At 73.7% G+C, this 25,076-nt stretch carries 25 protein-coding genes; 15 read left to right on the top strand and 10 right to left on the bottom strand.

Annotated elements, in window-relative coordinates:
- The first annotated feature begins 249 nt into the window (after positions 1–249).
- From JOF36_RS08415 to ilvA, 3 genes are read left to right on the top strand one after another with little or no spacing between them, the layout of a single operon-like run.
- Positions 250–1,797: an LCP family protein gene (locus JOF36_RS08415; RefSeq protein ID WP_210025933.1), complete on the top strand. Its 1,548-nt coding sequence runs from the start codon at positions 250–252 to the stop codon at positions 1,795–1,797.
- A 12-nt stretch (positions 1,798–1,809) separates the two neighbouring features.
- A complete protein-coding gene (locus JOF36_RS08410) occupies positions 1,810–2,556 on the top strand; it encodes a TIGR03089 family protein (protein WP_210025931.1) in 747 nt (248 codons plus the stop codon).
- A 44-nt stretch (positions 2,557–2,600) separates the two neighbouring features.
- Positions 2,601–3,836: a threonine ammonia-lyase IlvA gene (ilvA, locus tag JOF36_RS08405; RefSeq protein ID WP_210035264.1), complete on the top strand. Its 1,236-nt coding sequence runs from the start codon at positions 2,601–2,603 to the stop codon at positions 3,834–3,836.
- Here the strand turns inward: ilvA and JOF36_RS08400 are convergent.
- Positions 3,826–4,992, bottom strand: a complete 1,167-nt coding sequence (locus tag JOF36_RS08400) for a benzoate/H(+) symporter BenE family transporter (RefSeq protein WP_210025929.1) — start codon at positions 4,990–4,992, stop codon at positions 3,826–3,828. The genes ilvA and JOF36_RS08400 overlap by 11 nt on opposite strands.
- A 28-nt stretch (positions 4,993–5,020) precedes the next feature.
- Between JOF36_RS08400 and JOF36_RS08395 the strand changes: the two genes are divergently transcribed.
- Positions 5,021–5,578, top strand: coding sequence for a helix-turn-helix domain-containing protein (locus JOF36_RS08395; RefSeq protein WP_307862276.1), 558 nt, complete (start codon positions 5,021–5,023; stop codon positions 5,576–5,578).
- Here the strand turns inward: JOF36_RS08395 and JOF36_RS08390 are convergent.
- Complete coding sequence (locus JOF36_RS08390) at positions 5,551–6,903, bottom strand: DUF222 domain-containing protein (protein WP_210025927.1); 1,353 nt, start codon at positions 6,901–6,903, stop codon at positions 5,551–5,553. The two genes, JOF36_RS08395 and JOF36_RS08390, sit on opposite strands and share 28 nt — an antisense overlap.
- A 225-nt stretch (positions 6,904–7,128) precedes the next feature.
- Here JOF36_RS08390 and JOF36_RS08385 point away from each other — a divergent pair, with 225 nt between their 5' ends.
- Positions 7,129–7,719, top strand: coding sequence for a uridine kinase family protein (locus JOF36_RS08385; protein WP_210025925.1), 591 nt, complete (start codon positions 7,129–7,131; stop codon positions 7,717–7,719).
- A gap of 43 nt (positions 7,720–7,762) precedes the next feature.
- Here JOF36_RS08385 and JOF36_RS08380 read toward each other — a convergent pair whose 3' ends face one another.
- Positions 7,763–8,917, bottom strand: coding sequence for an acyl-CoA dehydrogenase (locus JOF36_RS08380; RefSeq protein ID WP_210025923.1), 1,155 nt, complete (start codon positions 8,915–8,917; stop codon positions 7,763–7,765).
- A 60-nt stretch (positions 8,918–8,977) separates the two neighbouring features.
- Between JOF36_RS08380 and JOF36_RS08375 the strand changes: the two genes are divergently transcribed.
- The gene (locus JOF36_RS08375) at positions 8,978–9,679 is read left to right on the top strand and encodes a TetR family transcriptional regulator (protein ID WP_210025921.1); all 702 of its coding nucleotides are present in this window, start codon (positions 8,978–8,980) and stop codon (positions 9,677–9,679) included.
- Positions 9,680–9,957: 278 nt separating this feature from the next.
- Here JOF36_RS08375 and purE read toward each other — a convergent pair whose 3' ends face one another.
- Together purE and JOF36_RS08365 are read right to left on the bottom strand one after the other, a co-directional pair.
- Positions 9,958–10,479 (bottom strand): 5-(carboxyamino)imidazole ribonucleotide mutase, encoded by a 522-nt coding sequence (purE, locus tag JOF36_RS08370; RefSeq protein ID WP_210025919.1) that lies wholly within the window; start codon positions 10,477–10,479, stop codon positions 9,958–9,960.
- A complete protein-coding gene (locus JOF36_RS08365; protein ID WP_307862275.1) occupies positions 10,479–11,696 on the bottom strand; it encodes a 5-(carboxyamino)imidazole ribonucleotide synthase in 1,218 nt (405 codons plus the stop codon). The genes purE and JOF36_RS08365 overlap by 1 nt, the downstream gene beginning before the upstream one ends.
- Positions 11,697–11,730: 34 nt before the next feature.
- On the opposite strand from JOF36_RS08365, the gene JOF36_RS08360 reads away from it, so the two are divergent.
- From JOF36_RS08360 to JOF36_RS08345, 4 genes are all read left to right on the top strand, one after another.
- Positions 11,731–12,240: a GtrA family protein gene (locus tag JOF36_RS08360; RefSeq protein ID WP_210025917.1), complete on the top strand. Its 510-nt coding sequence runs from the start codon at positions 11,731–11,733 to the stop codon at positions 12,238–12,240.
- A gap of 93 nt (positions 12,241–12,333) precedes the next feature.
- Positions 12,334–14,289: a serine hydrolase domain-containing protein gene (locus JOF36_RS08355; RefSeq protein ID WP_210025915.1), complete on the top strand. Its 1,956-nt coding sequence runs from the start codon at positions 12,334–12,336 to the stop codon at positions 14,287–14,289.
- A gap of 34 nt (positions 14,290–14,323) precedes the next feature.
- Positions 14,324–15,655, top strand: coding sequence for a sensor histidine kinase (locus JOF36_RS08350; RefSeq protein ID WP_210025913.1), 1,332 nt, complete (start codon positions 14,324–14,326; stop codon positions 15,653–15,655).
- Positions 15,652–16,311 carry a response regulator gene (locus tag JOF36_RS08345; protein ID WP_307862274.1) on the top strand — a complete coding sequence of 220 codons (660 nt, stop codon included), beginning with the start codon at positions 15,652–15,654 and terminating at the stop codon, positions 16,309–16,311. Before JOF36_RS08350 ends, JOF36_RS08345 begins: the two co-directional genes overlap by 4 nt.
- 7 nt (positions 16,312–16,318) lie before the next feature.
- On the opposite strand, the gene JOF36_RS08340 is transcribed toward JOF36_RS08345, so the two are convergent.
- Both JOF36_RS08340 and JOF36_RS08335 read right to left on the bottom strand, forming a co-directional pair.
- On the bottom strand, positions 16,319–17,593 hold the full coding sequence (locus JOF36_RS08340) for a sensor histidine kinase (RefSeq protein ID WP_210025909.1): 1,275 nt from the start codon (positions 17,591–17,593) through the stop codon (positions 16,319–16,321).
- A 4-nt stretch (positions 17,594–17,597) separates the two neighbouring features.
- Positions 17,598–18,254 carry a response regulator transcription factor gene (locus tag JOF36_RS08335; protein WP_210025907.1) on the bottom strand — a complete coding sequence of 219 codons (657 nt, stop codon included), beginning with the start codon at positions 18,252–18,254 and terminating at the stop codon, positions 17,598–17,600.
- A 66-nt stretch (positions 18,255–18,320) separates the two neighbouring features.
- On the opposite strand from JOF36_RS08335, the gene JOF36_RS08330 reads away from it, so the two are divergent.
- Both JOF36_RS08330 and JOF36_RS08325 read left to right on the top strand, forming a co-directional pair.
- Positions 18,321–19,148 (top strand): inositol monophosphatase family protein, encoded by an 828-nt coding sequence (locus tag JOF36_RS08330; protein WP_307862273.1) that lies wholly within the window; start codon positions 18,321–18,323, stop codon positions 19,146–19,148.
- Positions 19,141–19,608, top strand: a complete 468-nt coding sequence (locus JOF36_RS08325; protein WP_210025905.1) for a MaoC family dehydratase — start codon at positions 19,141–19,143, stop codon at positions 19,606–19,608. The genes JOF36_RS08330 and JOF36_RS08325 overlap by 8 nt, the downstream gene beginning before the upstream one ends.
- On the opposite strand, the gene JOF36_RS08320 is transcribed toward JOF36_RS08325, so the two are convergent.
- The 3 genes from JOF36_RS08320 to JOF36_RS08310 all read right to left on the bottom strand — a co-directional run bounded on the left by JOF36_RS08320 (position 19,580) and on the right by JOF36_RS08310 (position 22,115).
- The gene (locus JOF36_RS08320) at positions 19,580–20,518 is read right to left on the bottom strand and encodes a hydroxymethylglutaryl-CoA lyase (RefSeq protein WP_210025903.1); all 939 of its coding nucleotides are present in this window, start codon (positions 20,516–20,518) and stop codon (positions 19,580–19,582) included. The genes JOF36_RS08325 and JOF36_RS08320 overlap by 29 nt on opposite strands.
- Positions 20,515–21,177 carry a PH domain-containing protein gene (locus JOF36_RS08315; protein WP_210025901.1) on the bottom strand — a complete coding sequence of 221 codons (663 nt, stop codon included), beginning with the start codon at positions 21,175–21,177 and terminating at the stop codon, positions 20,515–20,517. Before JOF36_RS08315 ends, JOF36_RS08320 begins: the two co-directional genes overlap by 4 nt.
- A 68-nt stretch (positions 21,178–21,245) precedes the next feature.
- Positions 21,246–22,115, bottom strand: a complete 870-nt coding sequence (locus JOF36_RS08310) for a biotin--[acetyl-CoA-carboxylase] ligase (protein WP_210025899.1) — start codon at positions 22,113–22,115, stop codon at positions 21,246–21,248.
- 145 nt (positions 22,116–22,260) lie between these two features.
- On the opposite strand from JOF36_RS08310, the gene JOF36_RS08305 reads away from it, so the two are divergent.
- The 3 genes from JOF36_RS08305 to JOF36_RS08295 are packed head-to-tail and all read left to right on the top strand — an operon-like array spanning position 22,261 to position 25,040.
- Positions 22,261–23,904: an acyl-CoA carboxylase subunit beta gene (locus JOF36_RS08305; RefSeq protein ID WP_210025897.1), complete on the top strand. Its 1,644-nt coding sequence runs from the start codon at positions 22,261–22,263 to the stop codon at positions 23,902–23,904.
- Positions 23,904–24,146: an acyl-CoA carboxylase epsilon subunit gene (locus JOF36_RS08300; RefSeq protein WP_210025896.1), complete on the top strand. Its 243-nt coding sequence runs from the start codon at positions 23,904–23,906 to the stop codon at positions 24,144–24,146. Before JOF36_RS08305 ends, JOF36_RS08300 begins: the two co-directional genes overlap by 1 nt.
- A gap of 27 nt (positions 24,147–24,173) precedes the next feature.
- Entirely contained in the window at positions 24,174–25,040 is an 867-nt protein-coding gene (locus tag JOF36_RS08295) for a DMT family transporter (RefSeq protein WP_210025894.1), read from the top strand.
- Positions 25,041–25,076: the final 36 nt, after the last annotated feature.

The following is a 25,076-nucleotide window of genomic DNA, read 5'->3' as shown; positions in this document are numbered from 1 at the left end:
CCGCGAGCACACGTCACTCTCAAGTTACCGCGAGGTACGACAACCGGGCGAGTACTTCGACACGCAAGGGATTTCGGCCCACGCCGACCGTCCACATGTTGCACCCTGGACACGGCCGGGGCCCCCGGTCGTCACGACGCACGACCCGGTGCCCGGGTTCATCGGGGACACCCGGCCGGGTGGTGTGCCGCGACGGGACGGGCCGGCTCCGCACGACGTACGACCGGGGACCGGCAAGGGGAGGCGAGCATGAGCGAGCCGCGCGATCCGTGGGCACGCACCCGGCGGGCCGCGCGCCCGCCGGCACCCACCGCGCACCCGCCGTACCCGGGCCGGGCCCGGCCCGCCGGACCCGCCCCCGACCGGCCACCTGCCCGGCGGCGCTGGCTGCACCGGTTCCGGATCGGCGTCGCCGCGCTGTCCGCGCTGACCGTGCTGCTCACCGGTGCGGTCTGGACGCTCTACCGGGACGTGACCGGCGGCATCACCACGACCAACGTGATCTTCGGGGGATCTCCCGGCGGCGAGCAGAACATCCTGCTGGTCGGTGTGGACAGCCGGACCGACGCCCAGGGCAACCCGCTGCCCGACGAGGTGCTGGCACAGCTGCGCAGCGGCGCGGAGTCCGGGGTCCTGAACTCGGACACGATCATCGTCGTGCACATCCCCGCGGACGGGACGAGCGCGACCGCGTTCTCCGTGCCGCGCGACTCCGAGGTCCGGATCCCGGGCCTGGGCACCAACAAGATCAACGCGGCCTACCCGCAGACGAAGGCCGAGGCGGCGTCGCGGCTGGCGGCCGAGGGCGTGAACGACCCGAAGCGGATCGACCAGGAGTCCTCCCAGGCGGGCCGGCAGGCGCTGATCGGCGCCGTGCAGGACCTGACCGGGCTCGGCATCGACCACTACGCCGAGGTCAACCTGCTCGGCTTCTACAACCTCACCCGGGCCATCGGTGGCGTCGACGTCTGCCTGAAGGCCCCGGTGCGCGACGAGCTCTCCGGGGCGGACTTCGCGGCCGGGCCGCAGACGATCTCCGGCGCGGACGCGCTGGCGTTCGTCCGGCAGCGGCACGGGCTGACCGGCGGCGACCTGTCCCGGATCACCCGCCAGCAGGTGTTCCTCGCCGCGGTCGCGAACAAGGTGCTGTCCTCCGGCACGCTGACCGACCCGGCGAAGCTGGGCGCGCTGATCGACGTCGTCCAGCAGTCGGTGGTGATCGACAGCGGCTGGGACATCCTGGCGTTCGCGAAGGAGGCGTCCCAGATCGCCGCCGGGGAGATGGAGTTCCTGACGATCCCGACCGGTGGGCCCAAGGACACCGGCCGCGGTGACGTGCTCAGCGTCGACCCGCGCGAGGTGCAGGACTTCGTGACCCGGCACACCGAGCCGGCGCCCGAGCCCGCGCCGGAGGCCGCGGAGGCTCCGCCGCCCGCGCCCGTCGTGGCGGACGTCGGCAACGGCTCCGGGGCGACCGGGCTCGCCGCCCGGGTCGCCGGGACCCTCGGGCAGAGCGGCATCACCGCCGGCGAGGTCGGCAACGCTCCGGAGCGGACCACGTCGGTCGTGCGCTACAGCCAGGCCGACGGCGACGCCGCGGCCCGCCGGGTCGCCGACGCGCTCGGGGGGATCGGTGTCGAGCAGTCCGACGCCGTCGCGCAGGGGCGGGTGCAGGTGCTGATCGGCACGGACTTCGACGCCCCGGACTCGGGTGGCACCGCCGGGGCCGCCGCCGGCGGCGGACCGGCGCCGAGCGGCCCGCCGATCTCCGGTGGCGGGGTGCCCTGCATCGACTAGCGTCGGCGAGCGATGACCACCGTCTTCGGCTCCGGCCTGTTCCTCACCGACGCCCTGCTCGGCCCCGCGCTCGGCGGCGCCGCCGCCCGGCCGCTGTTCACCCACTACGACGACGCCACCGGTGAGCGGGTGGAGCTGTCCGGCACCACGAGCGCGAACTGGACGGCGAAGGCGGCGAACCTGCTGCGCGACGAGTGCGACGTCGAACCCGGTACCCGGATCTCGGTGCTGCTGCCCGCGCACTGGCAGACGGCGTCGGCCCTGCTGGCGGGCTGGGCCTGCGGCGCGGAGCTGGTCGGCGACCCGGCGTCGGCGGACGTCGTGCTCGCCGACGCCGCGCGCATGGACACCGCGCTGGCGGCGGGGGCGGGCACCGTCGTCGCGTTCTCGCTGGACGCGTTCGGGCGCGGGCTGACCGACCTCCCGGCCGGGGCGATCGACTTCGCGACCGAGGTCCGGGTACACGGGGACGACTTCGTGCCCTGGGACCCGGTGGACGGCTCGGCCCCGGCCTGGGACGGCGCCACCGGTGCGGAGGTTCTCGATGCGGCCCGCGGCCGCGGACCCGAGCTGGGGATCACCGAGGGCGCCCGGGTGCTCTCGTCCGCCGCCTGGGACTCCCCCGACGGCCTGCGGGACGGGCTGCTCGCAGTGCTGGCGGCCGGCGCGTCGCTGGTGCAGGTGGTGAACCCGGCCGACGATCCCGCGGTGCTGGACCGGCGCGCGGAGACCGAGCGCTGCACGGTGCGGCTGTCGTGAGACGCTGAACGACCGTGAGCCCCAATCCTGCGCCCGGTAGCCGGGTGAGCTCCCGGGACGTCGACGACGCGGCGGCCCGGCTGCACGCCGTGATCGGCCCGACCCCGTTGCAGCTCAATCCGCGCCTGTCCGACGCGCTGCACGGCGAGGTCTGGGTGAAGCGCGAGGACCTGCAGCCGGTCCGCTCCTACAAGATCCGCGGCGCCTACAACCTGATCGCCCAGCTTCCCGAGACCGACCGCGCGGCCGGTGTGGTCTGCGCGAGCGCGGGCAACCACGCCCAGGGCGTCGCGTTCGCCTGCCAGCGCCTCGGCGTGCGCGGGCGGGTCTACCTGCCCGGGACGACCCCGCGCCAGAAGCGGGACCGGGTGGCCCGGCTCGGTCGCGACGCCGTCGAGGTCCGGGTGGTGGGCAACACCTACGACGAGGCCGCCGCCGCGGCCCGCGCGGACGCCGAGTCGACCGGCGCGACCCAGGTCCCGGCCTTCGACGACCCGCGCACGGTCGCCGGCCAGGGCACCATCGCCCGCGAGATCCTGGCCCAGCTGGCCGACCCGCCGGACGTGCTGGTCGTGCCGGTCGGGGGTGGCGGACTGCTCGCCGGGGCCATCACCTACCTGCGCGAGCACGCCCCGGCGACCCGGATCGTGGGCGTCGAGCCGGCCGGAGCGGCGAGCATGGCCGCCGCAGTGGGCGCGGGAGAGCCGGTGGACCTGGGCACGCTCGACCCGTTCGTCGACGGTGCCGCGGTCCGCAAGGTCGGCGCGGCGACCTTCGAGGTGGTCCGGGACTCCGGGGTGGAGCTGCTGGCGATCCCCGAGGGGCGCATCTGCGTGGAGATGCTGGCGCTCTACCAGTCCGACGGGATCATCGCCGAGCCCGCCGGGGCGCTGTCCCCGGCCGCCCTGGACCAGCTGGACATCCCGCGCAACGCCACCACGGTGTGCCTGCTGTCCGGCGGGAACAACGACGTCAGCCGCTACGCCGACATCGTCGAGCGCGCGCTGGTGTTCGAGGGTCGCAAGCATTACTTCCTCGTCGAGTTCCCGCAGGAGCCCGGCGCGCTGCGCCGGTTCCTCGACGACGTCCTCGGCCCGGACGACGACATCACCCTGTTCGAGTACACGAAGCGCTCCAACCGGGAGACCGGGCCTGCCCTCGTCGGGATCGAGCTGGGTTCGCCGGACGACCTGGCCGCCCTGGTCAAGCGGATGGACGAGGCCCCGCCGCACATCGAGCAGATCCCGCCGGACAGCCCGCTGTTCGGCTTCATCCTCTGACCCGCGGGCGCAGCACCAGGTGCAGCGCCAGGCCGGCGACGAGGCCCCAGAACGCCCCGCCGATCCCCGCGATCGCCAGCCCGCTCGCCGCGCACAGGAAGGTCGCGGCCGCCGGGATGCGGGCGACCGGGTCCGCGGTGGTCGCCGAGAGGGCTGAGGACAGGGCCGTCGCGAACGTCCCGAACAGTGCCAATCCGGCCACCGACTCGATCACGCCGGCGGGGGCCGCGGCGACGAGCGCGGCGAGCGTCGTCGCCGCCGGGGCCAGCAGCAGGTGGGTCCACCCGGTCGCCTGCGCCGCGATCCAGCGCTTCTCCGGCTCGGGGTGTGCCTCCGCCGACGCCGGCAGTGCCGCGGTGATCGCGGCCAGGTTGATCGCGTGCCCACCGGCCGGACCGCCGAGAACGGTGCCTGCCCCGGTCAGCACCATCGCGTAGCGCCACGGCGTGGTGTACCCGGCCGCGGACAGCACCGCGACGCCCGGAACGTTCTGCGAGGCCATCGTCACCACGTACAGCGGCAGCGCCACCCCGATCAGCGCGGCCGGGGAGAACTCCGGCGCCGTCACCGTCACCACCGGCAGGCGCAGCCAGTCGGTGCCGTCCGCGGTCACCAGCACGATCACCAGCGCCAGCAGGAACGCGGCCGGTGACGCCCACCGCGGCGCCCACCGCTGCAGCGCCACCCACACGACGACGATCGGCGCCACCAGCAGCGGCTGCTCCGCCAGCGCGCGCACCGGTTCCAGGCACAGCGGCAGCAGCACCCCGGCGAGCATGGCCTGCGCCAGCGGCGCGGGGATCGCCCCGACGAGCCGTCCCAGCCGGCCCCACAGCCCGGTCAGGACGATCAGCACACCGGTGACCAGGAACGCCCCGACCACGGCGGGCCAGCCGCCGGCGACGGCACCGGTGGAGGTGAGCAACGCGGCACCGGGCGTCGACCAGGCGATCGTGATCGGGCGGCGGAACCGGCGGCTCAGCCAGACGGTCCCGGCGCCCTGCAGGAGGGTGAGCACCACCAGCCCGGACGCGGCCTGGGCCGGATCCGCCCCGGCAGCGCGCAGCCCGGCGAGGACGACGGCGAACGAGCTGGTGACGCCCACGACGGCGGTGACGATCCCGACCGACACCGGCTGCGTCCACGAGCGTTCCATAAACAGAACGGTACGATAGGCTCGCGCCGTGGCACAGCAGGACGGCTTGCGAGCCGTCGTCGGTGAGCGACTGCGGGCGACGCGTGCGGCGCGCGGGCTGTCCGTCGGCGCCCTCGCCGCGCGGGCCGGGATCGGCAAGGGCTCGCTCTCTGAGATCGAGCACGGCAGCCGCAACCCGACCCTGTCCACGCTGTACGCGCTGGCGAACACGCTCGGACTGCCGCTGTCGGAGCTGCTCGCGGACCGCCCGGGCACCGAGGTCGCATCGCCGGGGATCACCGCCCGGCTGCTGGAGAGCACGACCGACGCCGACGGCACCGTCGAGGTCTACACGCTGACCCTCGAGCCGGGCGCGGTGCACGTCTCGGCCGCGCACGGCCCGCACGTGGTCGAGCACCTGCTGGTGACCCGGGGCGCCGCCCGGGTGGGCCGGGCCGGCGCGGAGACCGACCTGGTGACCGGCGCCGGGACCGCATGGACCAGCGACACCGAGCACACCTACCGGGCCCTCGACGACCGCCCGGCCGCTGCTGTCCTCGTCGTCAGGACGGCGACGGGTCACGGCGGCCCGGCCCGGCTGACGTAGGTGTGCCCGGTCGGGGTCGTGGTCCGGACGGTGTGGGGTTCGTCGCCGAGCCCGTCGTGGACGAGTTCCACGCGCCAGCCCGGGATCTCGCGGGTCTGGTTGCCGCGCACGCAGACCGCTCGACCGTTGACGTAGCTGGTGGGCCCGCTCGAGCGAGCGCGGTCGATGTGGTCGATCTGGCGGGCGTGGGCCTCGCAGAACGGGTCGCGGCAGCGGTCACCGTCACGGATGCGGATCAACATGTCCAGCACCCCGCTGAAGAGCCGCCGCTTCGGGTCGCAGCCGATCAGCGGACCGTTCTTCGGGCGGGCGAACAACCGCCGCCACCAGCGCTTGCCCTCGGTGCCGGCCAGGATGTCGCGGGCGATCCCGGCCGGTACCGGCCCGTGCCCGACGATCTGGGCGGTGGCGGTCGAGTCCGGGTCGATGAGCGCGTCGACCGGGAGGACGATCCCGACCTCGACGTTCACATCCGTGGCCCGGACCTGCCCGGTGACCCGCTCGACCAGAGTGTCGGCCATGACCTGGTCCCGGCTGCGCAGCTCCCCTCCGGCCCCGACCAAGGTGTCGGCGTGCCGGCGCAGTGCGGCCAGACACGCCACACCCTGCTCGACCGGTAGATAGCCGGTCAGGACGGCCATGGTGTCCGGGGCCGGGCGCAGCCCGATCCGGCGGTCCTTACGCGCGGTGCGCCCACGCGCGAGGTAGCCGGCCTTGTCGGCCCGGTAGGCGAGGTCTTTCGCGGTCGCCGCGGCCCGGGCGGGGCTGAGCCGGTCGATCCCGGCGGCCACGACCTGAGCATCGACGGCCCGCCGGAGCTCCGGGGTGAGATGGCGGGTCTCGGACACCACCCGCCCCGCCGTGTCCTCACTGATCCGGCCCTCGGCGAGGAGCCCGTGGACTCCTGACAGGTCCGAGTGCAGGATCCGCGCGGTGTTCAACCGCCGCGACCCGCTCGACGGTGAGATGCGGCAGGCCAGAGCGATCTGGTCGGCGACACCGCGGCCGACCTTCGCCGGGTCGATGTCGCCGCGGGTGATGTGTTCCTCGACCTGGTCCTGTGCGAACGCGACGGTCTCGGTGTTCTGGGCCGCAGCGACGGTGGCGCGCAGCCGCTCCAGTGCCGCGATCCGGTCGATCCGCACCGCGCCAGTCACCCCGGCCCCGGCGTCGGTGGCGTGCGCGCACAACAGGTCGAGCGCGGCGGTCACGGCGGCGACGACAGGATCGGCAGCGGCGGGACTGACTTCAGCGGCATCGATGGCGAGGCGGTCAGCCGCGCCATCGTCGGGCGCTCCCGCACCGGCGCCGCTGTTCGACTGCATGTTCGAAGTATAGCGCTCGACCACGACATCTAATGACCTTCTGCCGCTCCGCGCAACCGCTCACCGACGCCGCCGGGACGGCCATCTCGTTCGAAGGCTGAGCGCTACCGGCCAATACGAGAATCTCCTGCACCACCCCATCTCGGAACGCACCTGCCGCCTGTAACGGCGTCTTCGTTCCGGACAGAACTCCTGCGCGACTGCGCGCTGGCAAGATCTGACTGCGTGAGTGCGGCAGCTGAGATCATGGGACGACTGCAGCGCCTCGAACGCCACTGCTCACCGACACCGGCCCTGATCGCCATCGACGGGGGAAGTGGTGCCGGCAAGACCACGACCGTCGAGGAGCTTCGCCGCTACTTGACGGAAGCCTCCTGTGTGCACTGCGACGACTTCTTCGACGCCGGCGTCGAGATCTCCGAGTGGCACAGCATGTCACCTGCCGAACGAGCGTCACGATGCATCGACTGGCGCCGACTTCGATCCGAGGCGTTGCGCCCACTGAGCCGAGGCCGCCGCGCCTCTTGGCATCCCTTCGACGTATCGACCGCCTCCGGACTGTCGGCGGACGTCGTGACCGCCGAACCCTCCGGCATCGTCGTGGTGGACGGCATCTACTCCAGCCGACCGGAACTCGTCGACATGATGGCGTTGACCGTGCTGGTCGACGCCTCTGCCGCTACACGGCGGCGACGTCACGACATCCGAGAAGGTGGCGACGAGTCGATGTGGCACCAGATATGGGACGCCGCGGAGGACCACTACCTGGCACACATCCGTCCGCCCGGGACCTTCGATCTGGTCGTCCAGGGGTGACTGTATCGTCCGGTTCCACAGCGGGGCGGGAGCCCCGCGCTCCTCACTTGAGCAGGTTGCGCGCCATCACCATGCGCTGGATCTGGTTGGTGCCCTCGTAGATCTGGGTGATCTTCGCGTCGCGCATCATCCGCTCGACGGGGAAGTCGCGGGTGTAGCCGGCCCCGCCGAGCAGCTGGACGGCGTCGGTGGTCACCGCCATCGCGGTGTCCGAGGCGAGGCACTTGGCGGCCGAGGAGATGAAGCCCAGGTCCGGCTCGTTGCGCTCGGCGCGGGACGCGGCCACGTACACCAGCTGGCGGGCGGCCTCCACCTTCATCGCCATGTCGGCGAGCATGAACTGCAGGCCCTGGAACTCGGCCAGGTACTTGCCGAACTGCTTGCGCTCCTTCATGTACTGGATCGCGACGTCCAGGGCGCCCTGGGCGATGCCGACGGCCTGCGCGCCGATGGTCGGGCGGGTGTGGTCGAGGGTGCGCAGCGCGGTCTTGAAGCCGGTCCCCTCGGCGCCGATGATCCGGTCGGCGGGGATGCGGGCGTCCTCGAAGTGGATCTCGCGGGTCGGCGAGCCGTTGATGCCGAGCTTGCGCTCCTTGGAGCCGATGACGAAGCCCGGGTCGTCCTTGTGGACCACGAACGCGGAGATGCCGTTCGACTTCTTCTCCGGATCGGTGACGGCCATGACCGTGTACCAGGTGGACTCGCCGGCGTTGGTGATCCAGCACTTGGTGCCGTTGAGGACCCACTCGTCACCGTCGCGGCGGGCGCGGGTCTTCATCGCCGCGGCGTCGGAGCCGGCCTCCCGCTCGGACAGCGCGTAGCTGAACATCGCCTCACCGGACGCCACCGACGGCAGCACCTGCTTCTTCAGCTCGTCCGACGCCGACAGCAGCACCGGCGTCATCCCGAGACCGTTCACCGCGGGGATCAGCGACGACGACCCGCAGACCCGGGCGACCTCCTCGATGACGATGCAGCTCGCGAGCTCGTCGGCGCCCTCGCCGCCGTACTCCTCCGGAATGATCACGGCGTGGAAGCCGGCCCGGGTCAGGGCGTCCCGGGCCTCGACCGGGTAGCGGCTCTGCTCGTCGACCTCGGCCGCGTGCGGCGCGATCTCCTTCTCCGCCAGGTCCCGCACCGCCTCCCGCAGGGCCTGGTGCTCGTCGCTGAGCCGGTAGCTGTCGAAGTCGCTGTCCATACCACGAATGCTAACGGCACTCCGTGCCACTGGGCAATGTGTCTTGCTACCCTCCGTGCCATGACGAGCAGCACCCGCCGCGGGCGTTCCCCGGAAGGACGCGCCGAGGTCCGGCGGGAGCTGGTGGGCACGGCGGCCCGGCTGTTCACCGAGCGGGGCTACGACGAGACGACCGTCGACGACATCGCGGCCGCGGCGGGCGTCGGCCGGCGGACCTTCTTCCGGTACTTCCGCGGCAAGGAGGACGCGCTCTCCCCCGACCACGAGCGCGGACTGGCCCGGATCTCCGAGGTGTTCGCCGGTGCACACCCGGACGAGCCGCTGCCCTCACTGGCACTGCGTGCCGCGGAGACGGTGTTCGACCTCTACACCGACGACACCGAGGTCGCCCGACTCCGGTTCGCCCTGGTCGGGGCGGTGCCGGCGTTGCGCGACCGGGAGGCCGCCTCCGTCCACCACTACCGGCGCTTGTTCACCCGCGAGCTGGCCACCCGGCTGGCCGGGCAGCCGGACGCCGAGCTCCGGGCCGCGGTGACGGCGGCGGCGCTGGTCGCGGCGCACAACCAGGCGCTGCGGCGGTGGCTGGGCGACGGCGCCCACGACGCCGACCTCCCGGCCTGCATCGAGCACTTCCGCCGGGTGGCGACGATGCTGCCGCTGGAGCAGGAGCGTGCCGCCGAGCCCGACCTGGAGGACGTCGCCCGCCGCCTGGAACGAGCGGCCCGGGCCCTGGAGCGGGAGCAGACACGCCGGACCGGCTGAGGGCCCCGGACATGCGTGATCCCCGGGCCGCACCGGGGGTGCGAAGCCGAGCCGGACAAGACTCGGACCCGGGGATCACGGGTGACCGTCTGGAATTTGCCGGCACCACACCGGCTTCCACGACCGTCTCTCCGAGCGGGTTCTCCCCACCCGGAGCAGAACATGGTGCTAGCGGACGGCCACCTCACGTGTCCTGCTGTAGCTCATCTGCTGGACCACCTCCTTTCCCGTGTACCGACACCGTACGCACGAGATCGGCGGCGGCGCCAGCGAAAAAATCAGCCCTGCCCGCGGGCGGTGGCGCGCAGCGCGGCGTCCTTGTCCAGCACGCTCCGCTCCAGGCCTGCCTGGTACTCGACCATCGCCGACCGCACGGCGTCGTCGCCGGCGCCGAGGATCCGCACCGCGAGCAGACCGGCGTTGCGCGCGTTCCCGACGGCGACGGTCGCGACCGGCACCCCGGCCGGCATCTGCACGATCGACAGCAGCGAGTCGAGGCCGTCGAGGTACTTGAGCGGGACCGGCACGCCGATCACCGGCAGCGGGGTCGCGGCAGCGACCATCCCGGGCAGGTGGGCGGCACCGCCGGCCCCGGCGATGATCGCCTGCAGGCCGCGGTCGGCGGCCGACGCGGCGTAGTCGAGCATCCGCTGCGGGGTGCGGTGCGCCGAGTAGACCCCGACCTCCCACGCCAGGCCGAACTCGTCGAGCGCGGACCCGGCAGCGCTCATCACCGGCCAGTCCGAGTCGCTGCCCATGATCACGCCCACCCGGGGGGCGACGGTGGTGGGACCGGACATCAGGAGTCCTTTCGGGGGTCGTCCGCGTGTGCCGACCAGCCGTCGGCCCACGTCGCCGTGGCCAGCCAGCCCGCGGCCAGCTCGGCCCGTTCCCGCACGGTCTCCGCGGAGGAGCCCAGCACGGTCACGTGACCGATCTTGCGGGCCGGGCGGCCTGCCTTGGCGTAGAGGTGCACCTTCGCGTCCGGGAACCGGGCGAAGCAGTGGTGCAGCCGCTCGTCCATCGACATCCCCGGCTCCTCGGCGGCGCCGAGGACGTTGGCCATGACCGCGACCGGCGCGACCGGGGCGGTCGAGCCGAGCGGGTAGTCGAGCACGGCCCGCAGGTGCTGCTCGAACTGCGAGGTGAGCGAGCCGTCGATCGTCCAGTGCCCGGAGTTGTGCGGGCGCATCGCGAGCTCGTTCACGACCACTTCACCCGGGGCCGTCTCGAACAGCTCGACGGTCATGAGCCCCACGACGTCCAGCTCCTCGGCGATCCGCAGCGCGAGCTCCTGGATCCGCGCCGCGGCGTCCGGGCCCAGGCCGGGTGCGGGCGAGGTGACCCGGGCGCACTGGCCGTCGACCTGCAGCGTCTCCACCACCGGCCAGGCGGCGGCCTGACCGAACGGGGACCGGGCGACGCTCGCAGCCAGCTCGCGGGTCATCGGCACGGCGGTCTCGACCATCAGCGGGGTGCCGCGCTCGAGCAGGTCCGCGACGAGCGCGTCGTCGGGCTCGGGAAGGAACCAGACACCACGGCCGTCGTAGCCACCGCGGATCGCCTTGAGCACGACCGGCCAGCCGTGCGCGGCCCCGAAGCCGGCCACGTCCGCCGGCTCGGACACCGCGGCGAAGGCCGGGACCGGCAGGCCCATCCCGGACAGCCTGCGGCGCATCACCAGCTTGTCCTGGGCGTGCACCAGCGCCTCGGGCGAGGGCCGCAGCGGGATCCCGGCGGCGGCGAGCGGCGCGAGCACCTCCTGCGGGACGCCCTCGTGGTCGAAGGTGACCGCGGAGCAGCCGGTGGCGAGCGCGCGCAGCGCCGCACCGTCGTCCGGGTCACCGACCACGACATCCGGCGTCACCTGCGCGGCCGGGTCGGCGGCCGAGGCGGCGAGCACCCGCAGGGTCTGCCCGAGTGCGACGGCGGCCTGCGCGGTCATCCGGGCGAGCTGACCCCCACCGACCATGCCGACGACCGGCATCCCGTTCTTCGACGTCTCAACCCTCTCCACAGGACGGGGAGCCTAATCTGGCACGATCGCCGGCGTGACGGTGGTGGAGGCGACGCTCGCGCGGATCCCTCAGCCGTACCGCGACAAAGCCATCAAACACCGGGAACTGATCAAGTTTCTGATGGTCGGCGGAAGCACCTGGGTGATCGACACCGTGATCTTCCTGCTGCTGAAGGTCTTCGTGCTCGACACCAAGCCGGTGACCGCGAAGGTGATCGCCGTGCTGGTGGCGACGATGGTGTCCTACGTGCTCAACCGGGAGTGGTCGTTCCGCACCCGCGGTGGGCGCGAGCGACATCACGAGGCCGCGCTCTTCTTCCTGATCAGCGGGATCGGGGTCGCCGTCTACTCGGCGCCGCTGTGGATCTCGCGTTACGTCCTCGAGCTCCAGGAGCCGTTCGTCTCGCTGGTCACCCAGGAGTCCGCCGACTTCATCGCCGGGCAGATCGTGGGGACCCTGGTCGGCATGGCGTTCCGCTGGTGGGCGTTCCGGCGGTTCGTCTGGCCCGCGCAGTTCGTGCGCCGCCAGCCCCCACCCGCGTAGGCAGGCCCGGCCCGGCCTCCACCAAAGGTTGGAGACGGAAGTGCCATCCCGAGCCGGATGTGCCCTCCACCGCGGCCGGACAAGATCGATGTCATGACGATCTCCCCACCGCGGCGGCTGCTGGCCGCCACGCTCTCCGCCGTCGCGATGTTCGCGGCGGCCGGGTGCGCCGGAGGCGGTGCGCCCGTGACGCCGCCCGAGCCGCCGCCTGCCGCGACCGCACCGCTCACCCCGGCCGACGTCACCGCCTGGCTGGACGGCCTGGTCCCGGCCGCGCTGGAGCGCACCGCCATCCCGGGAGCGGCCGTCTCCGTGGTCCGGGACGGGGAGGTGATCGCGGCCCGCGGCTACGGCACGGCCGGGGAGGCCGACCCGGTGAAGGCGGACGACACGCTGTTCCGGGTCGGGTCGGTGTCCAAGGTCGCGACCGCCGTCGCGGTGCTGCAGCAGGTCGAGCGGGGCCGCATCGACCTCGACGCCGACGTCCGGCAGTACCTGGACTTCCCGCTGCCGTTGCGGTTCGACCCGCCCGTGACGATGCGGCACCTGCTCACCCACACGCCCGGATTCGAGGAGCGGATCCGCGGCATGATCGGTCTGGACGGGAAGCCCGAGGACCTGCGCGCGAGCCTCGCGACCGACCCGCCGGAGCAGGTGTTCGCGCCCGGCACCACCCCGGCGTACTCGAACTACGGCTACACGCTCGCCGGCTACGTCGTCGAACGGGTGTCCGGGGAACCGTTCGCGCAGTACATGCAACGCGAGGTGCTGGACCGGGCGGGCATGACGTCGTCGACGTTCGCCCAGCCGCTCCCGGAGCATCTCGCCGGGCGGATGGCCGATGGCTTCCCGGCCGCGAACGCCCCGGCGGTGCCGTTCGAGATCGTCGGGGGCTCCCCGGCCGGAGCCCTCACCGGGACGGCCACCGACCTGGCCCGCTTCGCCTCCTCGCTGCTCGGCACCGGGACACCGCTGCTGGCCCCGGAGACCCTGGAGCTCATGCGGCGGCCCGCGCTCGACGCGAGCACGCTCGGCCCTCTTGCCGACGGCCCGCAGATGACGCTCGGCATGTTCGACGAGAGCCGCGGCGACCGGACCGCCCTCGGGCACGGCGGGGACACCACGGCCTTCCACTCGCACCTGCAGCTGCACCCGGAGCAGCGGGTCGGCGTCTTCGTGACGCTGAACGGCGGCGGGAACGCGGCGGCGGACAGTCTGACCCTGCGCAGCTCGCTGCTCGACGGGTTCGCCGACCGGTACCTGCCGGGCTCGCCGCAGCCCGCGCCCACGGCGTCCGAACCCGGCTCGGCCGAGCGGGCCGCCGCCGTCACCGGCCGCTACGAGAACGCGCGTGCCCCGTTCTCGACCTTCCTCGGGGTGATGAACCTGATCGGGCAGACGTCGGCGACCGTGCGGCCGGACGGCGCCCTGGTGCTCTCCCCCGGGGTGGCCCGGGCGGAGCCGGTGGCCTACCGGGAGATCCGGCCGTGGGTGTGGCAGGAGATCGGCGGGCACCAGGTGCTGACCGCGCGCACCGACGGCGACCGGGTCACCGCGCTCGGCGCCGAGTCCGCGTTCACCCTGCTCCCGACCACACCGGCGCGGGACTCCGCGATCGTCCTGCCGGTGCTCGCCGCCTCGGTGGCGCTGCTGCTCGCCGGGCTCGCCGCCTGGCCGGTCGGCGCGTTGGCCCGGCGCCGGTACGGGGCCCCCGCCCCGGTATCGCCGGGACCGCTCGACCGGACGGCGCAGCGCCTGACCCGGATCGGCGCGGCGTGCGCGCTGCTCGCCCTCGCCGGGTGGGTAGGCGTGGTCGGCGCCATCAGCGGCCTGACCGACGTCCCGGCGGCCCTGCTGTACGTGCTGCAGGCCGTCCAGTGGATCTCGGTCGGCGGGCTTCTCGCGGCGGCCCTCGCGATCGCGACCGGGCTCCGCGGCGGGGTGGGCCGTTCCCGGATCGCCGGGCGTGTGCTGATGTTGCTCGGGCTCGCCGGGACCGCCTGGGTCGCGATCGCGTACGGGCTGCTGTCCACCGACATCGGCTACTGAAGACCAGCCCACCCCGACCGGAACGGGAACCCCGATGCCTGCCGCCCTGTCGTCGACACCCGCCGACGTGCCGATCCCGGCGCGTCCGGACCGGATCTCCGCCTGGTTCGACCACCGGTTGAGCGCCATCGGGCTGCACGGGCGGTTCCGCCGTGACTGTGCGCTCGCCGTGCTGCTCGCCCTGGCGATGGCGGCGTTGCCCGCGGTGGTGCTGGCCGATCCCGCGGTCGCAGGCCTGCTCCCCACCGAGTCGACGGCGGTCAGGCTGTCGTTCGTGCTGCTCACCGGCCAGACGCTGCTGCTCTGCCTGCGCCGGGTGGCCCCGCAGCTCTGCCTCGGGCTGGTCGTGCTGCTGCAGGGCGTCATGTCGGCTCTCCTCCCGCTCGAGGTGACGCTGAACGGCCCGGCCACCGCCGTCGCGGTCTACACCTGCGCGACCCTGCTGCCGGTCCGCAGGACCGTCCGGCTGGTCGCCGGGGCGGCACTGGTCGGGAGCGGCGGGATACTGGTCGCACTCGTCCGCAACCCGGCGCCGGTGTTGGGGATCACGCAGCTCCTCACGGAGGTCGTGGCGCTCGCCGCCGCCGCGCTGGTCGGCGTCTCCGTCGCGACCCGCCGCCGCTACGTCGAGCTGGTCCGGGTGCATGCCGCCGAAGCGCTCGCCGCGCAGCGCCGCCGGGCCGAGGCGGCCGTCGGGCGGGAACGGAACCGGATGGCCCGCGAGCTGCACGACATCGCCGCGCACCACCTCTCCGGGATGGTCGTGCAGGCGGGGGTGGTCGAACAGCTGGTGGACCGGGACCCGGAGCGGGCCCGCCGGATCGCCGGCGAGGTCCGCAGGCAGGGCCGCCGGACCCTGCGCGACCTGCGGATGGTCGTCGGGACACTGCGCGAGCCGGGCACCGGCGGGCGCCCCGAGGACGACGACCCCGTCCCCGGCCTGGCCGAGCTCGACCGGCTGGTCGAGACGGCCCGCGAGCTGGGCACACCGGTCGACCTGGAACACCGCGGGCGGGCGGTGACACCGCCCCCGATCACCGACGTCACCTGCTACCGGGTCGTGCAGGAGGCGCTGGCCAACGCGCGCGAGCACGCGCCCGGCGCGCCGGTGCGGATCACCGTCACCGGGGCGCCCGGCCAGGTCATGATCGAGATCGGGAGCGCGCCGGCCGGGAACCCGGCGGAGCGCCCGGGCGCGGACAGGATGCGGGGGTACGGGTTGATCGGCATGCGGGAGCGGGCCCAGCTGGTGGGTGCGGAGTTCGAGGCCGGTCCGACGGCGGACGGCGGCTGGCTGGTGCGCCTCGTGGTGCCCGTCGAGCCGTCGGACCCATGGGACACAGAAGACACGGGGGACGCGGCGTGATCAGGGTGGTGCTGGCCGACGACCAGTCGGTGGTCCGCGCCGGTTTCCGGGTGTTCCTGGAGCTGGCCGGGGACATCGAGGTGGTGGGCGAGGCGGTCGACGGGCCGGGCGCGGTCCGGCTGGCCCGCGAGCTGGCCCCGGACGTCATCTGCATGGACGTCCGGATGCCCGGCGGCAACGGACTGGCCGCCACCCGCGAGATCATCGGCGACCTGGACCCGGCGCCCGCGATCCTCGTGGTGACGACCTTCGACCTGGACGAGTACGTCTTCGGTGCCCTGGAGGCCGGAGCAGGCGGCTTCGTGCTCAAGGACACCGAGCCCGACGACCTGGTCCACGCCGTCCGCCGGCTGGCCGCGGGCCACGGGCTCGTCGACCACGCGGTGACCCGGCGGGTGATCGCCGAGTTCGCCCGGCGCACGCCGGCGCCGGACGACCCGCCGCAGGCCCCGGACGTGCCGCTCACCCCACGGGAGACCGAGATCGTGCGGCTGCTCGCCCGCGGCCTGTCCAACGCCGAGATCGCCGGGGAGCTGGTCGTCGAGACCAGCACGGTCAAGTCCCACCTCGGGCGGGCGATGGCCAAGATCGGGGCGCGCGACCGGGTGCAGACGGTCGTGTGGGCCTACCGGACCGGCGTCGCCGCGGTCCGGTGAGGCCCCCTCAGCGCGGCCCGGTCCGGTCGGCCGCCGGGGTGCTCGCGGCGACGTCGTCGGTGCGGGCGGTCGGCAGGTAGATCCGGAACACCGGTGGCCGGGCCCGGGACAGCTCCAACCGGCCGCCGTCGGCCTCGATCAGGGTCCGGGCCAGCGCCAGCCCCAGGCCGGTGGACGACTGCGCGGAGACGCCGCGGTCGAACACGTGCGCCACCAGGTCCTCCGGGACCCCGGGCCCGGTGTCGGACACTTCCACCTGCAGCGCGTTCTCACCGGTGCGGGCGGTGATCGTGACGGTGCCCTCGCCGTGCTGCAGGGCGTTGTCGACCAGCGCCCCGACCGCCTCCCGCAACCGGGCCGCGGTGACCCGGGCGAGCATGCCCTCGGGCACCCGCAGCCGCAGCGACCGCCCGGCCGCGGCCAGCGGGGCACGCCACTCCTGCGCGGTCTCCTCCAGCGCCTCGGCCATGTCGACCGGCTCCGCCCCGACCGCGCGGGCGGCGCGGGCGGACTCCAGCAGGTCGTCGAGGACACCGGTGAGCCGTTCGGTCTGCTCCAGCGCGGCCAGCGCCTCCCGGCGGGCATCCGGGTCGGGATGGGTGGACAGCTCGTCGAGCCGTAGCTGCAGCGCGGTGATCCGGCTGCGCAGCTGGTGCGAGACGTCACCGACCAGCGAACGCTCGCGTTGCAGGAGCTGGGACAGCGCGGTCGCCGAGGAGTCGAGCACCTCGGAGACACGGTCCAGCTCGGCGATGTCGTAGCGCGCCGGGGAGCGGCGGAAGTCGCCCGCGCCGAGCCGGGCGGCCCGCGCGGCGAGATCGCGCAGCGGGTCGGACAGCCGGCGCGCGGTGTAGATGGCGACCCCGGTCCCGACCGTCACCGAGAACCCGACCAGCAGCACCACGACCCCGACGACCTGGGTCTGCTGCGACCGCATCATCGCGGTCGGCTGGGACAACGTGATCGTCCCCCCCGGCCCGAACGGCAGCGACTCGGAGACCGGGTCGTCGACCTCGACCTGGCCGTACTGCCGGATCGGATGGTCCGGGGACTCGATCGTGAGCAGGCTGTTCGGCGGGATCGCCGCCTGCACGAACGCCGGCGACGGCCCGTCGGTCCCGGCGTCCTCCAGGGTGCCGGTGAGCTGTTCGAGCCGCTGGGTCAGCTCGGCGCGGGTGAAGTCCTCGACGAGCTGCCAGGTCGCCAGCGCCAGCGGCCCGCCCAGGAACAGCGCCGTCACCGCGACGGTGAGCAGCGTGGAGACCAGGATCCGGCGGCGCATCGGCTCAGTTCTGGTTGTAGCGGAACCCGACGCCGCGGACGGTGGCGATCCGCTTCTCGCCGCCGATCTTGCGGCGCAGCCAGGACATGTGCATGTCCAGCGTCTTCGACGACTTCATGTCCGCATCGCCCCACACCGCGTGCAGGATCTCCTCGCGGGTCACGACCTGCCCGGCGCGGCTCATCAGCACCCGCAGCAGCTCGAACTCCTTGTTCGCGAGGGTCACCTCCTCGCCGTCGAGCAGCACCCGCCGTCCGGAGAGCTCCATCCGCAGTCCCCCGACCTCGACGACGTCCTGGGTCCGGCGGCGCAGCAACGCCCGTACCCGGGCGAGCAGCTCGGCGAGCCGGAACGGCTTGGACACGTAGTCGTCGGCGCCCGCGTCCAGGCCGACGACGAAGTCGACCTCGTCGGTGCGGGCGGTCAGCATCAGCACCGGCAGGTCGGCCTGGGTGGCACGCACCCGGCGGCACACCTCCAGGCCGTCCATCCCCGGCAGCCCGAGATCGAGCACGAGCAGGTCCGTCTGCTCCCGGCCGACCCGCTCGAGAGCGCCGACGCCGTCGGAGACGACCTCGACGTCGTAGCCCTCGCGCTGCAGGGCCCGGGACAGCGGCTCGGCGATCGCCGCATCGTCCTCGGCCAGCACCACGGTGGTCATCTCGCCGAGCATAGGGCTCCGGGTACCCGCAGCGGCGCCGGTGCGCCGCTGGCATGCTCGCCGGACGTGAGCCCCGATCCGACCGTGCACCCCGAGACCCCGCAGGCCGACCCGCGAGATCTCGATCTCGCCCTGCGCCTGGCGGATCTCGCCGACGCGATCACGCAGCCCCGGTTCCGCGCCGCAGACCTGCGCGTGACCAGCAAGCCGGACCGCACCCCGGTGACCGATGCCGACACCGCCGCCGAGGACGCGATCCGCGCCGCGATCGGCCACGAGCGCCCGCACGACGCGATCCTCGGTGAGGAACGCGGCGGCTCCGGCTCGTCGCGCCGGAGCTGGGTGATCGACCCGATCGACGGGACGAAGAACTTCTCCCGTGGCCTTCCCGCCTGGGCGACGCTGATCGCGCTGGTCACCGACGGCGTCCCCACCGTCGGGGTGGTGAGCGCACCGGCGCTGCACCGCCGCTGGTGGGGCTCCTCGGGTGCCGGGGCGTGGGCGCGGGACCTGCCGTCGGGGACCCCGCGCCGGATCGCGGTGTCCGGGGTGACCGACGTCGCGGACGCCTACGTGTCCACCACGAACACCGACACGTTCCGGTCCGAGCCCGGGCCGGTCCACCGCGACGGGTGGATCGCACTCACCGAGGCGTGCTGGGAGTCGCGGGCGTTCGGCGACTTCTGGCAGCACGTCCTGGTCGCCGAGGGGGTGCTCGACGTGGCCGTGGAGCCGGCCGCGAACCCGTGGGACCTGGCCGCGCCGACCGTCGTTGTCACGGAGGCGGGCGGGCGGCTGACCGACCTGACGGGGCACCCGACGTTCTCCGGCGGGCACGGGCTGACCAGCAACGGCCTGCTGCACACCCGGGTGCTGGAGGTGCTCCGTGGCTGAGATCGCGTTCGAGGACCTGAGGGCGGGCACGGTCGTCGACCTCGGTACCACCGTGATCGACGGCGACGAGATGATCGCCTTCGCGCACCGGTTCGACCCGCAGCCGTTCCACCTGGATCCCGAGGCCGGCGCGACGTCGGTGTTCGGGAAGCTGGCCGCGTCCGGCTGGTTCACCGCGGGACTGTGGATGCGCGCCTACGTCGACGGGCTGCTGTCCCGCTCGACCGCGCTCGGCTCCCCCGGCGGCGACGAGATCGCCTGGCCGGCACCCGTGTTCGCCGGGGACGAGCTGCGGGCCGCCATGGAGGTGCTCGACGGGCGGGTGTCCCGCAGCCGCCCGGACATGGGATTGATCACGCTGCGCGGCACGATGACCCGGGTCCCCGACGGGGTGCTCGTGTACCGGTCGCGGTTCACCGGCATGTTCGGGCTCAGGAACCCTGGTCCGCCAGTGCCGTGACCACCCGCGACGGCGACGGCCGGCCCAGGTGCCCGGCCATCCACACGCTCGTCGCGACCAGCTTGCGCAGGTCCGCGCCGTGCTCGATACCGAGGCCGTCGAGCATCCACACCAGGTCCTCGGTGGCGAGGTTGCCCGTCGCGGACCCGGCGTAGGGGCAGCCACCGAGGCCGCCGGCGCTGGCGTCGACCGTCGTCACGCCGTGCCGCAGCGCGGCCAGGGTGTTGGCCAGTGCCTGGCCGTAGGTGTCGTGGAAGTGCACGGCGAGCCGCCGGGCGCCGACGCCGCGGGCCGCGCAGGCGTCCAGCACCGCACCGACGTGCGCCGGGGTGGCGACGCCGATGGTGTCGCCCAGCGAGAGCTGGTCGCAGCCCATGTCCATCAGCCGGGCCCCGACCGCGGCCGCCTGGTCCGGGTCGACCCCGCCCTCCCACGGGTCGCCGAAGACCATCGACACGTACGCCCGCACCCGCAGCCCCTCGCGGACCGCCCGGGTGACGGTCGGCTCGAACATCGCGAACTGCTCGTCGAGGGTCCGGTTGAGGTTGCGCTTCGCGAAGGTCTCGGTGGCGGAGGCGAAGACGGCGACGTGGTCGCAGCCCGCCTCGATCGCCCGGTCGAGGCCCCGCTCGTTCGGCGTCAGCACCGGGTAGTCGATGCCGTCGCGCCGGTCCAGCACGCTCAGCAGCTCGGCCGCGTCGGCGAGCTGGGGCACCCACTTCGGGTGCACGAAGCTGGTCGCCTCGAGGGTGCGCAGCCCGGCGTCGGCCAGCCGGTCCAGGAACTCGGCCTTGACCCCGACCGGGACCACGTTCTGCTCGTTCTGCAGGCCGTCGCGCGGGCCGACCTCGTAGATCTCGACGCGCTCCGGCAGGCCGGGGTCGCGCACCGTCATCGGCAGGCTGGTCATGACGCGGTCCTCTCCGGCACGGCCCGCTCCTCTGACGCGCCCGCCGTGCCTCGTCGCTGCGGGCTCTGCTGATCCCGGCGGTCCATCCTCTCCCGGCCCATCCTCTCCCGGATCACAGCGTCGGCGTGCCCTCGTGCGGATGTGCGCTGCGTCTCCTGCCCGGCCGAGCGGCGGGACTCGCCGATCCGGCCGATCTCGCGGTGCAGCCGGGCCTGGACGCGTTCCACCCGAGGCACGTCGGCGAACCGCAGCCGCTCACCGGCGACGTCGAGCAGCAGGGTCCCGCAGCCGAGCACCCGGTCGGCCATGCCCGCCCGGACGCGGACGGCGTCGATCCGGTCGATCGGGACGTCCAGCCCGTCCCGGGCGACGATCCCCTCCCGGACCAGCATCCGCAGGTTCGTGACGACGAGGTGCGAGCACCGCCAGCGGACGATCGGCAGCACGGTCCACCGGGCCGCGGCGAGTACCGCGAGGACACCGAGCAGTGTCCAGGCGTACGGGGCCCACGGCTGCAGGCGGACGACGGCGGCGGCGAACCCGGTCAGCGCGCTCACCAGCAGCAGGCCGGCGACGGGCCGCAGGCACAACCGCCAGTGCGGGCGCCCGTGCAGCGTGACGTGCTCGCCGTCGTCGAGCGCGTCGTCCGGGAACGCCATGTCCCCACGGTAGGGCGGCGCCGCGCCGCAGCGCCCGCGACGCGCGGGAAGGGTTGCGCAGGTCAGCGCTACGAGTGATCGGCCGCCCGCAGGTGCACGATGTCGCCTGCCGCGACCGCGACGCGCTCGCCGCCGTCCGGGTGGACCAGCAGCCGCCCCTGCGGGTCGACGTCCTCGGCCATCCCGACGAGCTGGTCACCGCCCGGCTTCTCCACCCGGACCCGGGCGCCGAGGCTGGCGCAGCGGGAGCGGTAGTCCCGGCGCAGGCCGCACGCGTCGGCGTCGCCGCCGGCCTCCCGCCACTCCGCCTCCCGGCGGTACAGGTGGTCGAGCAGGGTGACGACGACCTCGGCGCGCGAAGCGGTGAACCCGTGCGTGGCCAGCGCGGTCGCGCCCCAGGGCAGCTCGTGCGCCGGCGTCGAGACGTTGAGCCCGATCCCCAGCACGACACCCGGCCCGCCGCCGGAGACAGCGGTCATCTCGGCGAGGATCCCGGCCGCCTTGCCCATCGAGGGACCGACGAGCAGGTCGTTCGGCCACTTCAACGCGGCCGGGACTCCCGGGGCGAGCTCCGAGATCGCGTCGACCAGCGCCACCCCGGCGAGGATCGGTAGCCAGCCCAGCCGGTCGGCCGGGACACCCTCCGGGCGCCAGAGCACCGACATCGTCAGCGTCGCCCCGGGCCGGGACGTCCAGATCCGGTCCAGCCGGCCGCGCCCTTTTACCTGCTCCTCGGCGATCAGCGCCGACCGGTCGGGGGCGCCGCGCCCGGCCTCGGCGAGCAGGTCGGCGTTGGTCGAGCCGGTGGACCCGACCACCTCGAGCCCCGTCCAGCCGCCCGCCGGACGGAGTACCGCCGTGCGCAGGGCGTACACGTCCAACGGGTCGCCGGAGGAGCCGTCCGGCCCGCTCCGGTCGGAGTTCGTACCGGTCGTCATCACCGCGCACCGTAACGGCCCCCGGCCGGAGCGTGGCCCACGGTCCGGCGGCGGATCGGTAACGGCGCCGTACTCCCCCCGAACGGGGAGCTGCGGCGGACATCACGCCGGAGGACCACCCGGCACCGGGTTAGAGTCCGGCCCCATGAGCGCCGCAACGGAGCCGATGGCGACCCCGGACGAGGGTGGAGCCGCCGAACCGGACATCCACACGACAGCCGGCAAGCTCGCCGACCTGTACCAGCGTTTCGACGACGCGATCCACGCCGGGTCGGAGGCCGCGGTCGAGCGCCAGCACGCGAAGGGCCGCCAGACCGCCCGCGAGCGCATCGACCAGCTGGTCGACCCGGGCTCGTTCGTCGAGCTGGACGCACTGACCCGGCACCGGTCGACGAACTTCGGCATGCAGGACAAGCGTCCCTTCGGTGACGGTGTCGTGACCGGTACCGCCACCATCGACGGTCGTCCGGTCGCCCTGTTCTCCCAGGACGCCACCGTCTTCGGCGGCGCGCTCGGCGAGGTCTACGGCGAGAAGATCGTCAAGGTCATGGACGTGGCCGCCAAGATCGGGTGTCCGATGATCGGCATCAACGACGGCGGCGGGGCCCGGATCCAGGAGGGCGTGGTCGCCCTCGGCCTCTACGGCGAGATCTTCCTGCGCAACGTGCAGAGCTCCGGCGTGGTCCCGCAGATCTCGCTGATCATGGGCCCGTGCGCCGGCGGTGCCGTGTACTCCCCCGCGATCACCGACTTCACCGTGATGGTCGACGAGACCAGCCACATGTTCATCACCGGCCCGGACGTCATCAAGACCGTCACCGGCGAGAACGTCGACATGGAGGAGCTCGGTGGCGGCCGGGCGCACAACTCGAAGTCCGGCGTGGCGCACTACCTGGCCGGTGACGAGTCCGACGCGCTCGACTACGTCAAGCAGCTGCTGAGCTTCCTGCCGTCGAACAACCTGTCCGAGGCGCCGTCGTACCCGGCGCCGGAGCCCACGGACGGCTCGATCACCGACGGCATCACCGATGCCGACCTCGAGCTCGACACGATCATCCCCGACTCGGCGAACACCCCGTACGACATCCGCGAGGTGATCAACCGGGTGGTCGACGAGGAGGAGTTCCTCGAGGTTCAGGAGCTGTGGGCGCCGAACATCGTCGTCGGCTACGCCCGGGTCGAGGGCCGCAGCGTCGGCATCGTCGCGAACCAGCCGACCCAGTTCGCCGGCTGCCTCGACATCGACGCCTCGGAGAAGGCCGCCCGGTTCGTGCGGACCTGCGACGCGTTCAACATCCCGGTCCTGACCTTCGTCGACGTGCCCGGCTTCCTGCCCGGCACGGACCAGGAGTGGAACGGCATCATCCGCCGTGGCGCCAAGCTGATCTACGCCTACGCCGAGGCCACCGTCCCCAAGGTCACGGTGATCACCCGCAAGGCCTACGGCGGCGCCTACGACGTCATGGGCTCCAAGCACCTCGGTGCGGACGTGAACATCGCCTGGCCGACCGCCCAGATCGCGGTCACCGGGGCGCAGGGTGCGGTGTCGATCCTCTACCGCAAGGAGCTCAAGGGCCTGGAGGGCGACGAGCTCGCCGCCAAGCGCGCGGAGCTCCAGCAGGACTACGAGGACACCCTCTGCAACCCCTACATCGCCGCCGACCGGGGGTACATCGACGCGGTCGTGCCGCCGTCGCACACCCGCGGGTACGTCGGCCGGGCGCTGCGGATGCTGGAGACCAAGCGGGAGCAGGGCCCGACCCGCAAGCACGGGAACATCCCGCTCTGATGGGGGCCCCGGATGAGGAGCAGACCCCGGAGGAGCGTCGCGCGCTGTTCCGGGTCGTGCGGGGCGCCCCGGACGACCACGAGCTGGCGGCGCTGACCGCGGTCGTCGCCGCGGCCGCGTCGGCGGGGGGCGGCGAGCCGGCCCCGGCCACACCGGACCTGTGGTCGCACCCCGCGGCCCAGCTCCGCGCCCCCCTGATGGCGGGCCCCGGCGCCTGGCGCGCCTCCGGCCTGCCGCGCTGAGGGACGTGATCGCGCACACTGAGTGCGGTGGAGACCGTTCTCGCGATCGCGCTGGCCCTGCTCGCCGCGCTGTTGCTGGCCGCGGCGTCGGTCGCCCAGCACCATGTGGTCGCCGGCGTCGGGGACGGGGACGGCCGGTCGGTGCTCGGGCGGCTGCTGCGCTCGCCCGTGTGGTGGGCGGGCACGTTCGGTGACACGGCCGGGTTCCTGGTGCAGGCCGCCGCACTCGGCGTCGGTTCGCTGCTGCTCGTGCAGCCGCTGCTGGTGACGACCCTGCTGTTCGCGTTGCCGCTGTCCGCCCGCTGGTCCGGGCGCCCGGTGCGCCGGGCCGAGTGGGGCTGGGCGGGCGTGCTGGTGCTCGCGCTGGCCGCGTTCCTGGTGGTCGGTGAGCCGACCGAGGGCGTCGACCGGGCACCGCTCGCGACGTGGCTGCCGACCGGTGGGGTGCTGGCCGCCGTCGTCGTGGGGCGCCTGGTCGTGGCGGCCCTGCGTCCCGGACCGGCCCGTGCGCTCTCGCTCGGCACGGTGGCGGGCCTGCTGTTCGGGGTCACGGCGGCGCTGGTCATGGGCGTGGTCGACCTGCTCGGTGACGGCCTGCTCGCCGTGCTCACCGCGGGCCAGGCCTGGGCGACGGTGGCCTGTGTGGTCGCCGGGACGCTGGTGCAGCAGTGGTCCTACGCGGCGGGCGACCTGTCCGCGTCGCTGCCCGCGGTGACCGTGGGGGAACCGGTCGTCGCGGCCGTCGTCGGGGTCGCGGTGCTCGGCGAGACCGTGCGGGCCGACGGCGCCGAGTGGCTGGTGATCACGGCGGCCACGCTGGCGATGACGGTCGCGACGGTGGCGCTGGCCCGCTCGTCGGCGCGGCCCGATCCGGCACCCGCCCCTCATTTTTGACGATATCCACACCGGACGCTCGACCCGGCCGCCGTG

The sequence above is a fragment of the Pseudonocardia parietis genome, from assembly GCF_017876315.1.
In the GTDB taxonomy this organism is placed as follows: Bacteria; Actinomycetota; Actinomycetes; order Mycobacteriales; family Pseudonocardiaceae; genus Pseudonocardia; species Pseudonocardia parietis.
This window is presented reverse-complemented; position numbering and strand designations above follow the sequence as displayed.